Raw genomic sequence first — 15357 nt, forward strand, 5'->3', positions numbered from 1 at the left:
TTCCTTAAGCCGCATCGCGCTTGGCGTCGTTGCGGTAGGCCGCTACCGCCGCGATCAAGGCTTGAAGAATTTCTGCGCTCTCGCCAATCACTGACAAGTCCGCACGCTTGATCATGTCGCAACCCGGATCGAGGTTGATCGCCACCACTTTGTCGCAGGCGCCAATGCCTTGCAGATGCTGGATCGCCCCGGAAATCCCCACCGCCACATACACCCGCGCAGTGACCCAGGTACCGGACGCGCCAACCTGACGATCGCGCGCCATGTAGCCGTCGTCCACCGCCACCCGCGAAGCGCCTTCGGTGGCGCCCAGTGCGGCGGCGGTTTGGTGAAAAAGCGCCCAGTCCTTGACCCCGTTACCGCCGGAGAAGATGAACTCGGCCTCGGCCATGGGAATCGCCGCCGGGTCCACCGCCACCGCGCCCAGATCCTCAATTCGCGACAAGCTGCGCGCGACGCTTGTGGATAACTCCACGGGCAGCGCTTCGTGGCGAGTTTCGCTGACCGGTTCTGCGCATTCGGCCGAGGCCAGAATCAATCGTGCGACCGGACGCGCCAGGTCTTGCAGCCCGGCACCGGCGCGGCCGATGCATTGCTCATCCTTAACCTGCCAGACCCGTGTGGCCGGGCGTTCTCCCAACGCTGCAGCAAAGCGACGGCCGAGTTCACCGCCACCGCTGCGACTGTCCGGCAGCAGCCAGTGACGCGGACTGAACTGGTTATCCACAGCCCGCAGGCCCTGCACCCGTTGTTCCGGTGCATAACCGTTGAACTCTTCGCCATCGAGTACCAGCAATCGGTCAACGCCCGCCGTGGCAAATGCGCTTTCCTTGTGCTCGCCGAACACCACCGCCAACACTGCCCCATCCTTGCCGGCCAACTCATGGGCAAGACCGAGCAAGTCGCGGTCGTGGCTGCTCAAGCGGCCACCGACCATGTCCGGCACCACACTGATATAAAACGCCGGCGCCGGCACCTGATGCAGCGGCAACTGCACTTCCACAGCCGCAGAACGTTTAGTCGCCCCGCCCTGTTGCGCGCCGCTGCGGTCGATACGCTTGATGCCGTTGGGGCCGATAAAACCGATGCCGTGCAGGTTTTTACGGATGACGCCGTTGGGTCCCATCCAGCTGTGTTGTGCCGGTTGCATCGCCGCGTGCAGCGGATGCAGTCGGTTGCGGGCGATCCATTCGGCGCGCGGATCGCGGCGGATAATGTCGCTCATCAGTGGGCCTCCGCGGGTTCACGTTTGGCCGGGCTGGCAGGCTTGTTCGGCGCGGCATCTTCCAGCAACGCGTCGGCGACCAGTTCGGCAATATCCTTGATCAGCGGGCGCGGTTCGACCACGCCTTCGAGCATCGCCGTGCACTGTGGACAACCCACGGCCACCAGTTCAGCGCCGGTTTCGCGGATGTCGTCCATGCGCATGTCGGGGATACGCTGCTTGCCCGGAATGTCGGTGATCGGCGCACCGCCACCGCCGCCGCAGCAGCGCGAGCGAAAGCCCGAACGTTGCATCTCTTTGACTTCAATACCGAGCGCACGCAGCACTTCACGCGGCGCTTCGTACTCGCCGTTGTAACGGCCGAGATAGCACGGATCGTGATAGGTCACGCTGTTGCCTTTGTGCTGCCCAAGGTTGAGCGCGCCGGCCTGAATGATTTCCGCCATGTAGGTGCTGTGGTGCTGCACCAGATAGTTGCCGTCGAACGCGCCGTACTCGTTTTTCAGCACATGAAAACTGTGCGGATCGCAGGTGACGATGCGGTTGAAGCTGTACTTGGCCAAAGTCTGGATATTGCGTTTGGCGAGCTGCTGGAACGTCGCTTCGTCGCCGAGCCGCCGGGCCACGTCGCCGCTGTCGCGTTCCTCAAGACCGAGTACGGCGAAGTCGACTTTCGCTGCCTTCAGCACTTTGACGAAGGCGCGCAAGGTGCGCTGGTTGCGCATGTCGAAGGCGCCGTCGCCGACCCAGAACAGCACGTCGGTGGATTTCTTTTCGCTCATCAGATTGAGGTTGAGGTCGGCCGCCCAGTTCATCCGCCCGCCCGGTGCGAAACCGCCGGGGTTGTCGGTGGCGATGAGGTTTTCCAGGACTTCAGCGCCCTTGTTTGGGGTCGCGCCTTTTTCCAGAGTGAGGTGGCGGCGCATGTCGACGATGGCATCGACGTGCTCGATCATCATCGGGCACTCCTCGACGCAGGCGCGGCAGGTGGTGCATGACCAAAGGGTCTCGGCATCGACCAGACCGTTGACGATCGGTTGATGCGGATTGCCTGAATGCTCGCCGACTGGCTTGCCTGGATAAGGGCTGCCAGCGAACTTGGCATCGGTGCCGCCAGCGAGGCCGACGACCATGTCTTGAATCAGTTTTTTCGGGTTCAGCGGCTGGCCGGCAGCGAACGCCGGGCACGCGGCTTCACACTTGCCGCATTGCACGCAGGCATCGAAGCCGAGCAGTTGATTCCAGGTGAAATCCTTGGGTTTTTCCACGCCCAGCGGTGCGGTCGGGTCGTTGAGATCCAAAGGCTTCAGCCCGGTGGAACGGCCGCCGCCAAAACGCTCGGCGCGACGGTGCCAGGCAAGATGCAGGGCGCCAGCGAAGGCGTGCTTCATCGGCCCGCCCCAGGTCATGCCGAAGAGCAATTCCGAAACGCCCCACAACACGCCGATCCCGAGAATGACAGCCAGCAGCCAGCCGCCGAAGTCCTGCGGCAGAATCCCGGCCACCGGCAAGGTCACCAGAAAGAATGACGCCGAGAAGGCCAGCAGGCTTTTCGGCAGGCGCATCCACGGGCCTTTCGACAGGCGTGCCGGCGGGTTGCGCCGGCGCAGGTAAACGAAGATCGCGCCGACGAACATCACCGCCGACATCAGCAGCAAGGCGTAACCGAGGATGCGGTTATGCAGGCCAAAGCCGTGTACCAGAATCGCCAGCACAATCGACGCCACCGCGCCGCCGGCGGTGGCCACGTGAGTGTTGGCGATGTATTTGTCCCGCGCCACCACATGGTGCAAATCGACCATGTAGCGCTTGGGCATGGCGAGCAGGCCGCCGATCAGATCGACCTTCGAGGCCCGGCCCCGACGCCACATCGCCACCCGCCGCAACGCGCCAAGGACAGCGAGGCCCAGGGCTGCGAACAACAGGATTGGAAGAAGGGTGTTCAACATAGGTGTTGCTCCCACCAGTACAGCCAGAAAACACGGTCGGTGTAGGAGCTGCCGAAGGCTGCGATCTTTTGATCTGGGTCTTCAATAGCAAGATCAAAAGATCGCAGCCTTCGGCAGCTCCTACAGGGGGATTTAGAAGTCCTTGCACAACCGCAGGGCGTCGTAGATCGCGGCGTGTGTGTTGCGCTGCGCCACACAGTCGCCGATGCGGAACAGCAAGTAGCCGTCACCCGTGGTGCTCAGCGATGGCTGCGGCTTGATCGCAAACAACGCATCGATATCGATCTGGCCCTTGTTGCGCGATCCTTCCTTGAGCCCGTAATACAGCTCTTCGTCCGGACGCACGCCGTTTTCCACGACCACCTGATCGACTACCCGCTCCTCTTTGGCACCGGTGTATTCGTTCTCCAGCACCGCGATCAGTTTGTCGCCCTCTCGGTAGACCTTCTCCAGCATCATGTCGCCGGTCATGATCACTTCTTTCGGATACATGCTGCGGTAGTAAGTCGGGAACGACGTACCGCCAACAGCCACGCCGGGTTTGATGTCGTCGGTGACGATCTCGACCTGGCTGCCCTTGTCGGCGAGGAAGTCGGCAACCGACATCCCGGTGAACTCACAAATGGTGTCGTAGACCAGCACGTTCTTGCCCGGCGCGACCTTACCGTCGAGCACGTCCCAACTGCTGACCACCAACCCTTCGGCCGCGCCCCAGTGTTCGTTCTGCTCAAGGAACGGATGTCCGCCAACCGCCAGCACCACCACGTCCGGACGCAAATCCATGATCGTGGCGACATCAGCCGCAGTGCCCAGACGCAGGTCGACTTTCAGCCGCGCCAGTTCCAACTGGAACCAGCGGGTAATGCCGGCGATCTGGTCGCGCTGCGGTGCTTTCGATGCGGTAGTGATCTGCCCGCCGATGAATTCTTTTTTCTCGAACAGCGTCACGTCGTGGCCGCGTTCAGCGGACACACGCGCCGCTTCCATCCCGGCCGGGCCGGCACCGACGACCACGACTTTGCGCTTGATGCCGGTGGATTTTTCGATGATGTGCGGCACGCCCATGTATTCCCGGGACGTTGCGGCGTTCTGGATGCACAGCACGTCCAGACCCTGGTATTGACGGTCGATGCAATAGTTGGCGCCGACACACTGTTTGATCTGGTCGATCTGGCCCATCTTGATCTTGGCGATCAGGTGCGGGTCGGCGATGTGCGCGCGGGTCATGCCGACCATATCGACATAACCGCCCTCGAGAATCCGCGTGGCCTGGTTCGGGTCCTTGATGTTCTGCGCATGCAGCACCGGGGCTTTCACCACCTCTTTGATCCCGGCCGCCAAATGCAGAAACGGCTCCGGTGGATAACTCATGTTGGGGATAACGTTGGCCAGGGTGTTGTGAGTGTCGCAACCCGAACCGACCACGCCGATGAAGTCGAGCATGCCGGTGTCGTCGTAGTACTTGGCGATCTGTTTCATGTCCTCGTGGGACAAGCCGTCCGGGTGGAATTCGTCGCCGCACAAGCGGATGCCGACGCAGAAATCGTCGCCGACTTCCTTGCGCACAGCCTTGAGCACTTCAAGGCCGAAACGCATGCGGTTCTCGAAACTGCCGCCCCATTCGTCGGTGCGCTTGTTGACGCGCGGGCTCCAGAACTGGTCGATCATGTGCTGGTGCACGGCGGACAGCTCGACGCCGTCCAGACCACCGGCCTTGGCGCGGCCAGCAGCGGTGGCGTAGTTGCCGATCACCCGCCAGATTTCTTCCGGTTCGATGGTTTTGCAGGTCGCGCGGTGCACCGGTTCGCGGATGCCCGACGGCGACAGCAGGGTTGGCCAATGCTCGCCGTCCCAGCGTGAGCGACGGCCCATGTGGGTAATCTGGATCATGATCTTGGCGCCATGCTTGTGCATGGCGTCGGCCAGGTTCTGGAAGTGCGGGATGATCCGGTCGTCCGCCAGGTTCACCGATTTCCACCAGCCTTGCGGACTGTCGATGGCCACGCTGGACGAACCGCCGCAAATCGCCAGGCCGATGCCGCCCTTGGCTTTCTCTTCGTAATACTTGACGTAGCGGTCGGTGGTCATGCCGCCGTCAGTCGCGTAGACCTCGGCGTGCGCGGTGCTGAGCACACGGTTGCGGATGGTCAGTTTGCCGATCTGGATCGGCTGGAACATTGCTTCGAAAGCCATGACGGGTTCCTCGACTTACAACGGCTTGACGGTGAACAAGCCGTCTTCGTGGCCTTCTTCGGAGCCACCGTACACTTGCTCGGCAACCGTGCGAATCTTGCTGCCGCGAGCTTCAAGAATCTGATCCATCGCGCCGGCAAACCAGCCGGTGAACATGTAGTCGACCTTGCGCCCGACCTTGCCGTAGACGTAGACAAACGCCGAGTGTTCGAGCTTGACGCTGGCGGTGCCTTTGTCGAGATCGATGTCCTGAATCTTGAACAGACCCCAGCCGCGCTGCGACAGACGTTTCATGTAGTGCTCGAACACCGCGACGCCTTCCAGGCCGTGGCATTCAGCTTCTTTTTCACACCAGTGCCAGGCGGATTTGTAGCCGGCCTTGTAGAGGATCTCGGCGTAGGCTTCGGCGCCCAGCACTTCCTCGATGCCCATGTGGTTATTGACGAAAAAGTGCCGGGGCACGTACAGCATTGGCAGGGCGTCAGAGGTCCAGACACCGGTTTCGCTGTCGACTTCGATTGGCAATTGCGGGGCGATCTTGGCCATGGAAACTTAACTCCGGAAAAATTTGGATTCAGTGTTGGCCGCAGCCCTCACCCCAGCCCTCTCCCACAGGAGAGGGGGCAGTTCGGCGGCGGTCTTTGGAAAGCGTTACTCGCCCCAGACGTCTTTGAGGACGTTGACCCAGTTCTCGCCCATGATCTTGCGTACCACGCGTTCGGGATGGCCGCGCTTGAGCAGGGTTTCGGTCAGGTTCGGGAATTCGCCGACGGTGCGGATGCCCAGAGGGTTGATGATCTTGCCGAAGCTGGTCAGACGGCGGGCGTAGCCCTTGTCGTGGGTCAGGTATTCGAAGAAGTCCTGGCCATGACCCTGGGTGAAGTCGGTGCCGATGCCGATGGCGTCTTCGCCGACGATGTTCATCACGTATTCGATGGCTTCGGCGTAGTCGTCGATGGTCGAATCGATGCCCTTGGCGAGGAACGGCGCGAACATGGTCACGCCGACAAAACCGCCGTGGTCGGCAATGAATTTGAGTTCTTCATCGGACTTGTTGCGCGGGTGCTCCTTGAGCCCCGACGGCAGGCAGTGGGAATAGCAGACCGGTTTTTTCGATTCGAGGATGACTTCCTCGGAAGTCTTGGAACCGACGTGGGACAGGTCGCACATGACGCCAACGCGGTTCATCTCGGCGACGATCTCGCGACCGAAACCCGACAGCCCGCCATCACGCTCGTAGCAACCGGTGCCGACCAGATTCTGGGTGTTGTAGCACATCTGCACGATGCCGACGCCGAGCTGCTTGAACACCTCGACATAGCCGATCTGGTCTTCAAACGCATGGGCATTCTGGAAGCCGAAGAGGATGCCGGTCTTGCCCTGCTCCTTGGCGCGACGGATGTCGGCGGTGGTGCGCACCGGCATTACCAGGTCGCTGTTCTCGCGGATCAGCTTCTGACTGGCGGCGATGTTATTGACGGTCGCCTGAAAGCCTTCCCACACCGACACAGTGCAGTTGGCCGCCGTCAGACCGCCCTTGCGCATGTCTTCAAACAGCTCGCGGTTCCATTTGGCAATGATCAGACCGTCGATAACGATGCTGTCGGCGTGTAACTCGGCTGGGCTCATCAGGCGTCCCCTTATTGGCGATTCATGCGCCGAATCGTCTGCCGGCGCTTTGGGGCCAGCATATGCCTCGGTGCCGGGGCGACCGGGTGCAAAAACGACAGGGGAATTGCCGAAAGCGTCAATCCGCGACAAAGGGTCGTCAGGCGGCCCGACCAGCCACCTGTTCAAGCCCGCAAGCTTGAGCCAGAATCCCCGCATCTTGGATACACCACTGGATGAGAGCGGCGACCTCAATGAAATCGATCTTCCTGGCCCTGGCACTGATTGCGACCGGCGTACACGCCGCCGAAGAGTCCGACAACAACCCGTGCGACGCAGTCGAAAACGACGTGCAGACCCTGGAGTGCTCGACCTACAGCCGCACCGCGGCCGAAGACCTGCTCAAGGACAACTACGCCAGCCTCACCGAACGCATGCAGACCGCGTACGGCAAAAACCCGACGCAACTGGCTGACATCACCGCCAAACTCAAGACTGCCCAGCAGCAATGGCTGAAGACGCGGGATGCGGATTGCGCGGTAGAAGCCTTCCCGGCGACGGATGGCAGTAAGGCGTTCAAAATTGCACAGAACGATTGCGTGGCGCGGATGAGTGATGAACGGTCGGAATTTTTGGAGTCGATTGGGCAGGAGTGATCCTGACTCCTCGCAACATGCCGTCAAACGTTGCTGATTGGTTTCGCGAGAAATATAAGCAAGGATCCTAAAATCTTATAAAAGACTTATATTTCTCCGACCATGACAATGTCCAAAGACATCCAAATCATCAATGATGCCGAGGGCAACCCGGCCTTCGTGGTCATTCCTTACGCTCAATACGTCGCACAGAAAATGCAACCCGATCTGATCCCGCACGAGGTGGTCAGTCGATTGGTCGACGGGGCGACACCAATCCGCGCCTGGCGCGAACATCTCAATCTGACACAGGAAGAAGTGGCGAAGCGCTTGGGAATTTCCCAACCGGCGTTCGCTCAACAGGAAACGGTTGCCAAGCCACGCAAAGCGACCCGCGAGAAAATTGCAGCAGCGTTCGGCATCACGGCCAGTCAGCTTGAGCTGTAGGCAGCCCTCTTCATTCAAAGGAATTCCCATGAACATCTGCGGCATCGAAATCAAAGGCAGCGAAGCGATCATCGCCGTGGCCGCTCTCGACGGTTCGACCCTGAGCCACATCCCTCTCGCCACCAAGAAAATCGCCCTCGACGATGACGACGAAGCGGCCAACGTCAAACGTTTCGCCGCGCAGGTCGCGTCGTTTGTGCGCGAAAATTCGATTGACCGGATTGCGATCAAGAAGCGCAGCAAGAAGGGTGAGTTTGCCGGTGGGCCGACGACGTTCAAGATCGAGGGTGTGTTTCAGTTGCTCGATGGGTGTGAGGTGACGCTGCTGTCGCCGCAGACGATTAATGCGCAGGCGAAGAAGCATAATTTCGAGCTGCCGGGAACGTTGAACAAATATCAGCATGAGGCTTACAAGGCCGCTTGCTCAGCGCTGGTGAAGAAGTAAGCAAACAGCAAGATCAAAAGATCGCAGCCTTCGGCAGCTCCTACAGGGGATCTCATGTAGGAGCTGCCGAAGGCTGCGATCTTTTGATGTTCAGGCTTGGGCAGTACGCCGGTCTTCTCGCGGACAGCGTGCGAACTTCGCCCGATAGCTACGGGTGAAGTAGGACGGTGATTCAAACCCGCAGGCGATGCTGACTTCGAGCACGCTCATATCCGTCTGGCGCAACAACTGCCGAGCCTTCTCCAGCCTTAAGCGCAGATAGAAATTGCTCGGCGTATCGTTCAGGTGCAACCGAAACAAACGCTCAAGCTGCCGCCGAGTGACTTTGATCGATTCCGCCAGTTGCAGCGTGCTCAGCGGCGGTTCGCTGTGCTGTTCCATCTCGCCAATAACCTGCACCAGTTTCTTGTTGTTGATGCCATAACGCGTGGCGACCTCCATGCGCTGGTGGTCTTTGCGCGGGCGGATGCGGCCTAACACAAATTGCTCGCTGACCTGGATCGCCAGTTGCGGGCCGTGGGCCTGGGCGATCAGATCGAGCATTAAATCGATGGAAGCGGTGCCACCGGCCGAGGTGATGCGCCGCCGGTCAATCTCGAACAGTTCCTGCGTCACGCTGAGCTGTGGATAAGATTCCTTGAACGCATCGATCGCTTCCCAATGCAGAGTCAGGCGATGGCCCTCGAGCAGGCCCGCCTCGGCGAGGACGAAGCTGCCGGTGTCGATGGCGCCGAGGGTGACGCCTTCGTTATCCAGTCGGCGCAGCCAGTGCTCGAGCGTCGGCGTGGCGAATTTCAGCGGTTCGAATCCGGCGACCACCAACAGCGTTGCGCCCTTCTTCAGAGGCTCCAGCGCCGCATCGGCGTTGACCGACATGCCATTGCTCGCCAGCACTGCCCCGCCATCGGCGCTGAGCACGTGCCAGCGGTACAGCTCGCCGCGAAAACGGTTGGCCACCCGCAGCGGTTCGATCGCGGAGATAAAGCCGATCGCGGAAAACCCCGGCATCAGCAAAAAGTAGAAATCCTGGGACATGGGCGCACTCGGTTGGCGGGTAGCGTTAGATGTTGATACGCCGTTTGTCATCGTCGTTCAAGAGTGCAGGTCGCTACAGTGCAAGTGCCAGTCGCCGTAGTGCGCTTTCACGGGCGCATTGCTGCGTAACTTTGCATCACCGACGCATCAGACGCCGGAACCCACAATAAACGACCTGCCGAGGAACCCGACATGAAACGACTGATCAGCAGCTGTGTTCTTGCACTCAGTGGTACCGCTTTCTTGAGCGCCAGCGTCATGGCGGCCGAACCCGCGTCTTGCCAGAACGTACGCATGGGCGTGGTCAACTGGACCGACGTGATCGCTACCAGCGCCATGACCCAGGTCCTGCTCGACGGCCTCGGCTACAACACCAAACAAACCAGCGCGTCCCAGCAAATCATCTTCGCCGGGATCCGCGATCAGCGTCTGGACCTGTTCCTCGGCTACTGGAACCCGCTGATGACCCAGACCATCACTCCGTTCGTCGACGCCAATCAGGTCAAAGTCCTCGAAGCGCCAAGCCTCAAAGACGCCCGCGCCACCCTCGCCGTACCGACTTACCTGGCTGACAAGGGCCTGAAAACTTTCGCCGACATCGCCAAATTCGAGAAAGAACTGGGCGGCAAGATTTACGGCATCGAGCCAGGCTCGGGCGCCAACACGCAGATCAAGGCAATGATCGCCAAGAATCAGTTCGGTCTCGGCAAATTCCAACTGGTCGAATCAAGCGAGGCCGGCATGCTCGCGGCGGTTGATCGCGCCGTGCGCCGCAAAGAGGCTGTGGTGTTCTTCGGCTGGGCGCCGCATCCGATGAACGTCAACGTGAAGATGACTTACCTCACTGGCAGCGAAGACGCCCTCGGCCCGAACGAAGGTATGGCCACCGTATGGACGGTAACGTCGCCCAAATACGCCGAACAGTGTCCGAACATCGGTCGGCTGCTGACCAACCTGACGTACACCGCCGAAGACGAGAGCCGGATGATGCAACCGCTGCTCGATCACAAGGACGCCTTCGAATCCGCCAGGCAATGGCTCAAGGATCACCCGCAAGACAAACAGCGCTGGCTCGAAGGTGTGACCACATTCGACGGCAAACCGGCGGCTGAAAACCTGAAACTGACCAGCAAGTAAATCACCCCTGAATCACCGCTTCGCAGCCCGACAAGGGCTGCGGACAGACCCATCACGCCTGAAGGAAACCGCCTCATGAACCACGACGTCATCATCACCTGCGCACTCACCGGTGCTGGCGACACGACCGCCCGCAGCCCGCACGTGCCGGTCACCCCGAAACAGATCGCCGCTGCAGCGGTGGAAGCCGCCAAGGCTGGCGCGACGGTCGTGCATTGCCATGTGCGCGATCCGCAGACCGGCAAGTTCAGCCGCGACGTGGCGCTGTACCGCGAAGTGATGGAGCGGATCCGCGAGGCCGACGTCGACATCATCGTCAACCTCACGGCCGGCATGGGTGGCGACCTGGAAATCGGCGCTGGCGAGAACCCGATGGAGTTCGGCCCGAACACCGATCTGGTCGGCCCGCTGACCCGCCTCGCTCATGTCGAAGAACTGCTGCCGGAAATCTGCACCCTCGATTGCGGCACGCTGAACTTCGGCGACGGCGACACCATTTACGTCTCCACCCCGGCGCAACTGCGCGCAGGCGCCAAACGCATAACCGAGCTGGGTGTGAAAGCCGAACTGGAAATTTTCGACACCGGCCACCTGTGGTTCGCCAAACAGATGATCAAGGAGGGTCTGCTCGACAACCCGTTGTTTCAGCTGTGCCTGGGCATCCCGTGGGGCGCGCCGGCCGACACCACCACCATGAAAGCCATGGTCGATAACCTGCCGGCAGACGCAGTGTGGGCCGGGTTCGGCATTGGCCGGATGCAGATGCCGATGGCGGCGCAAGCGGTGCTGCTCGGTGGCAACGTGCGGGTCGGCCTGGAAGACAATCTGTGGCTGGACAAGGGTGTGCTCGCGACCAACGGTCAATTGGTCGAACGCGCCACCGAAATCCTCAGCCGCCTCGGCGCCCGCGTGCTGACCCCGGCTGAAGGCCGCCAGAAGATGGGCCTGACCCAGCGCCGCTAAACCTACACACAATCTCTCCTGTAGGAGCTGCCGAAGGCTGCGATCTTTTGATCTTGTTTCTAACAATCAAAGTCAAAAGATCGCAGCCTTCGGCAGCTCCTACAGGGAACGCCTTCTTTCAGGAAAAACCCTATGAGCTTTATCACCGAAATCAAAACCTTCGCCGCTCTGGGCAGCGGTGTCATCGGCAGCGGCTGGGTCGCGCGTGCCCTCGCCCATGGCCTCGACGTGGTCGCCTGGGACCCGGCACCCGGCGCTGAAGCGGCATTGCGCAAACGCGTCGCCAACGCCTGGGGTGCACTGGAAAAAAACGGTCTGGCACCGGGCGCATCACAGGATCGCCTGCGTTTTGTCGCGACCATCGAAGAATGCGTGCGCGATGCCGATTTCATTCAGGAAAGCGCTCCGGAACGTCTGGAACTGAAACTGGAATTGCACAGCAAAATCAGCGCATCCGCCAAGCCGAACGCGTTAATCGGTTCCAGCACTTCAGGCCTGCTGCCGAGCGAGTTTTACGAGAGCTCGACCCACCCGGAACGCTGCGTGGTCGGCCATCCGTTCAATCCGGTCTACCTGCTGCCGTTGGTGGAAGTCGTCGGCGGCAAGAACACCGCGCCTGAGGCCGTGCAAGCGGCGATGAAAGTCTACGAATCCCTCGGCATGCGTCCGCTGCACGTGCGCAAGGAAGTGCCTGGATTCATCGCCGACCGTTTGCTTGAAGCGCTGTGGCGCGAGGCGCTGCACCTGGTCAACGATGGCGTGGCGACTACAGGTGAGATCGACGATGCGATCCGCTTTGGCGCGGGTCTGCGCTGGTCGTTCATGGGCACGTTCCTGACTTACACGCTGGCCGGTGGTGATGCCGGGATGCGCCACTTCATGTCGCAATTCGGCCCGGCCTTGCAGTTGCCGTGGACCTATCTGCCGGCGCCGGAGCTGACCGACAAGTTGATTGATGACGTGGTCGATGGCACCAGCGAGCAGCTTGGCGAACGTAGCATTTCGGCACTGGAGCGCTATCGTGATGATTGCTTGTTGGCGGTGCTTGAGGCGGTCAGGACTACCAAGGAAAAGCATGGGATGAGTTTCAGCGAGTGATGCGTTTGGCATGACAATGCAGCCCTCACCCTAGCCCTCTCCCAGAGGTAGAGGGGACTGACCGAGGTGCTCTTGCGAGTTACACCGACCTGAATTACCGAGCCGAACTCAGGACTTGAAAAGCTTGAAGATCTGCTCCCTTTCCCCCTGGCCCCCTTGGGGGCGGTCCGACGTTTCGGGAGGGCTGGGGTGAGGGGATTGCTTTTGATCTTCACCACCAACCTTCTGCCGGAACCCAATCATGCCCACCCTCACCACCTACCAAACCCGCATCATCCCCGACTGGGTCGACTACAACGGCCACCTGCGCGATGCCTTCTACCTGCTGATTTTCAGCTACGCCACCGATGCCCTGATGGATCGCCTCGGCATGGACAGCAACAACCGCGAAGCCAGCGGCCACTCGCTGTTTACCCTCGAACTGCACCTCAACTACCTGCACGAAGTGAAGCTCGATACCGACGTCGAAGTGCACACGCAAATCATCGGCCACGACAGCAAACGCCTGCACCTCTATCTCAGCCTGCACAAAGTCGGCGATCCCCAGGAACTGGCCGGCAACGAGCAAATGTTGCTCCATGTTGATCTTGCCGGCCCACGCTCGGCACCGTTCACCCCCGACACGCTGAATCACCTGCAAGCCATGGTCGCCGCGCAAACCGATCTGCCCGCCCCCGCTTACATCGGCCGCGTCATCGCTCTGCCGCCTGCCAGATAGACCGGGTTATCGTTCATCGCGGGCAAGCCCGCTCCCACAGGGTTAGGCGTCGGTCACATTTTTGTGATCGACACCAAACCCTGTGGGAGCGGGCTTGCCCGCGATGGCGTCCGCAAAACCAACTCAGACTTCCTGATTCACAGCCAAAAAAAAGCCCCGATACCAGCCGTGACAGGATCGGGGCAGAGGCTACTGTTGAGGAGCTGCGATGCGAGGGTGACCAAACCTTCGTGTTGCAAGCTGAGTCCAGTGTGCCTACTCCCCTGCACTCCGAGTTAGCCGAAAACGACCTGTTCATAGCCGTCGCGGCCACTGCGACAAATCGCTCTTGCCGTCACTTCACCCGCCTACCAGAATCGAACCACGACCTCCGTTGCCGAAGAAGGATTCGCCTCATGATGTATGCCGACTTGATTGATCAGGAAGACCTGTTGGGCCAGCTCAAGGCATTGGGATTTCAGGTGCCGAGTGGCTCCACGGCCGAGCAGGCTTGTGAGTGCGCGGTGCGTGGCCTGGATAATGTCAGGGCATCCGAGCTGCGCAAGATGGTCAAGGACATGTACACCAGTGGCGCAAGCATTCAACCGGCGGTGCGTCAGGCCATCGACAAACAGTTGCTGCCAGCGTTGGCGGACTATCAGCAAAGCCATAGCGCCTGACGAACCGCCATCGCTGGCAAGCCAGCTCCCACAGTGATCCGGGTGAACACAACATTTGTGTCCAACACAGATCCTGTGGGAGCTGGCTTGCCAGCGATGAAAGCGCCTCGGTCTACAGCCTTACACTGGCAAACGTCGACTCATTGCGCGCCTGGCTCAGCGCCGACATCGGCCCCGAAAGCGGCGACATCACAATCGCCTGCGGCAGCGGCAGCATCGCCACTTGCTGGGTGGTGTTGGAGCCTACGCGCTCGTCACGCGGCGGAATGCCGAAGTATTCGCGGTAGCACTTGGAGAAGTGCGGCGTCGACACGAAACCACACACCGATGCCACTTCGATGATCGACATCGGCGTCTGCTTGAGCAACTGCCGGGCGCGAATCAGGCGCAGCTTGAGGTAGTAGCGCGAAGGCGAACAGTGCAGGTATTTCTGAAACAGGCGCTCCAGCTGCCGGCGCGACACGGCGACGTACACCGCCAGTTCATCGAGGTCGATTGGCTCTTCCAGATTGGCTTCCATCAGCGCGACGATTTCCTGCAATTTCGGCTGGTTGGTGCCGAGCATGTGCTTGAGCGGCACACGCTGGTGATCCTGCTCGTTGCGGATACGCTCGTAGACGAACATTTCCGAGATCGCGGCGGACAGTTCACGGCCGTGATCGCGGCTGATCAGGTGCAGCATCATGTCCAGCGGCGCGGTGCCGCCGGAGCTGGTGAAACGGTTGCGGTCGAGGGTGAACAAGCGGGTGCTCATCGCCACGCGCGGGAAAGCTTCCTGCATCGCCGCCAGACACTCCCAATGCACGCTGCAATCGAAACCGTCGAGCAGACCGGCGCAGGCCAGGGCCCAACTGCCGGTGCACACGGCACCGAGGCGCTTGGACTGACGCGCCTGGCTTTGCAGCCACGAAACGTGTTCACGGGTAACGGTGCGCTGGATGCCGATGCCACCGCAAACAATCACAGTGTCCAGCGGCGGCGCTTTGTGCATGGAGGCGTCGGGGGTGATTTGCAGACCGTCACTGGCCCACACCTGGCCGCCATCGACGGTGAGGGTGCTCCAGCGATACAGCTCGCGACCGGACAATTGGTTGGCCATGCGCAGAGGTTCTACTGCGGAGGCCAGAGAAATCAGCGTGAAATTGTCCAGCAGCAGAAAGCCGATGGATTGAGGCGCACGGTTCTGGGGTTGGGCCCCGGAGTTGAACGACGTCATCGCGGTATCTCCTCACACAAAGCGGGTGA

At 60.7% G+C, this 15357-nt stretch carries 15 protein-coding genes; 8 read left to right on the plus strand and 7 right to left on the minus strand.

The window, feature by feature from the left end; genetic code table 11:
- Positions 1-4: 4 nt before the first annotated feature.
- The 5 genes from etfA to ACA061_RS24790 form a co-directional block, all read right to left on the minus strand.
- Positions 5-1225 carry an electron transfer flavoprotein subunit alpha gene (gene etfA, locus ACA061_RS24770; protein WP_150617786.1) on the minus strand — a complete coding sequence of 407 codons (1221 nt, stop codon included), beginning with the start codon at positions 1223-1225 and terminating at the stop codon, positions 5-7.
- Positions 1225-3174, minus strand: a complete 1950-nt coding sequence (gene dgcB / locus ACA061_RS24775) for a dimethylglycine demethylation protein DgcB (RefSeq protein WP_497300203.1) — start codon at positions 3172-3174, stop codon at positions 1225-1227. The genes etfA and dgcB overlap by 1 nt, the downstream gene beginning before the upstream one ends.
- Before the next feature lie 132 nt (positions 3175-3306).
- Complete coding sequence (gene dgcA, locus ACA061_RS24780) at positions 3307-5367, minus strand: dimethylglycine demethylation protein DgcA (protein WP_150601896.1); 2061 nt, start codon at positions 5365-5367, stop codon at positions 3307-3309.
- A 15-nt stretch (positions 5368-5382) separates the two neighbouring features.
- Entirely contained in the window at positions 5383-5913 is a 531-nt protein-coding gene (locus tag ACA061_RS24785) for a DUF5943 domain-containing protein (RefSeq protein WP_047303843.1), read from the minus strand.
- 105 nt (positions 5914-6018) lie between these two features.
- Entirely contained in the window at positions 6019-6996 is a 978-nt protein-coding gene (locus ACA061_RS24790) for a dipeptidase (RefSeq protein ID WP_034153590.1), read from the minus strand.
- A gap of 233 nt (positions 6997-7229) precedes the next feature.
- Here ACA061_RS24790 and ACA061_RS24795 point away from each other — a divergent pair, with 233 nt between their 5' ends.
- The 3 genes from ACA061_RS24795 (at position 7230) to ACA061_RS24805 (ending at position 8502) form a co-directional block, all read left to right on the plus strand.
- Positions 7230-7631 carry a lysozyme inhibitor LprI family protein gene (locus tag ACA061_RS24795; RefSeq protein WP_210553503.1) on the plus strand — a complete coding sequence of 134 codons (402 nt, stop codon included), beginning with the start codon at positions 7230-7232 and terminating at the stop codon, positions 7629-7631.
- A 102-nt stretch (positions 7632-7733) separates the two neighbouring features.
- A complete protein-coding gene (locus ACA061_RS24800) occupies positions 7734-8057 on the plus strand; it encodes a helix-turn-helix domain-containing protein (protein WP_497300204.1) in 324 nt (107 codons plus the stop codon).
- Positions 8058-8085: 28 nt separating this feature from the next.
- A complete protein-coding gene (locus tag ACA061_RS24805) occupies positions 8086-8502 on the plus strand; it encodes a DUF3010 family protein (protein WP_150593657.1) in 417 nt (138 codons plus the stop codon).
- A 90-nt stretch (positions 8503-8592) separates the two neighbouring features.
- Here ACA061_RS24805 and ACA061_RS24810 read toward each other — a convergent pair whose 3' ends face one another.
- The gene (locus ACA061_RS24810; RefSeq protein WP_150617790.1) at positions 8593-9537 is read right to left on the minus strand and encodes a GlxA family transcriptional regulator; all 945 of its coding nucleotides are present in this window, start codon (positions 9535-9537) and stop codon (positions 8593-8595) included.
- 192 nt (positions 9538-9729) lie between these two features.
- On the opposite strand from ACA061_RS24810, the gene ACA061_RS24815 reads away from it, so the two are divergent.
- From ACA061_RS24815 to ACA061_RS24835, 5 genes are all read left to right on the plus strand, one after another.
- The gene (locus ACA061_RS24815) at positions 9730-10674 is read left to right on the plus strand and encodes a choline ABC transporter substrate-binding protein (protein ID WP_395604596.1); all 945 of its coding nucleotides are present in this window, start codon (positions 9730-9732) and stop codon (positions 10672-10674) included.
- Between the two features lie 75 nt (positions 10675-10749).
- Positions 10750-11637, plus strand: coding sequence for a 3-dehydrocarnitine:acetyl-CoA trimethylamine transferase CdhC (cdhC, locus tag ACA061_RS24820; protein ID WP_210700514.1), 888 nt, complete (start codon positions 10750-10752; stop codon positions 11635-11637).
- Positions 11638-11769: 132 nt separating this feature from the next.
- On the plus strand, positions 11770-12735 hold the full coding sequence (locus tag ACA061_RS24825) for an L-carnitine dehydrogenase (RefSeq protein WP_115147146.1): 966 nt from the start codon (positions 11770-11772) through the stop codon (positions 12733-12735).
- Positions 12736-12976: 241 nt separating this feature from the next.
- Entirely contained in the window at positions 12977-13453 is a 477-nt protein-coding gene (locus tag ACA061_RS24830) for a thioesterase family protein (protein WP_497300205.1), read from the plus strand.
- A 395-nt stretch (positions 13454-13848) separates the two neighbouring features.
- Positions 13849-14112 carry a hypothetical protein gene (locus tag ACA061_RS24835; RefSeq protein WP_042561469.1) on the plus strand — a complete coding sequence of 88 codons (264 nt, stop codon included), beginning with the start codon at positions 13849-13851 and terminating at the stop codon, positions 14110-14112.
- A 112-nt stretch (positions 14113-14224) separates the two neighbouring features.
- Here ACA061_RS24835 and gbdR read toward each other — a convergent pair whose 3' ends face one another.
- Positions 14225-15328, minus strand: a complete 1104-nt coding sequence (gbdR, locus tag ACA061_RS24840) for a choline metabolism transcriptional regulator GbdR (RefSeq protein WP_007949927.1) — start codon at positions 15326-15328, stop codon at positions 14225-14227.
- Between the last annotated feature and the right edge of the window lie 29 nt (positions 15329-15357).

It is taken from the genome of Pseudomonas sp. LBUM1668 (genome assembly GCF_059695715.1).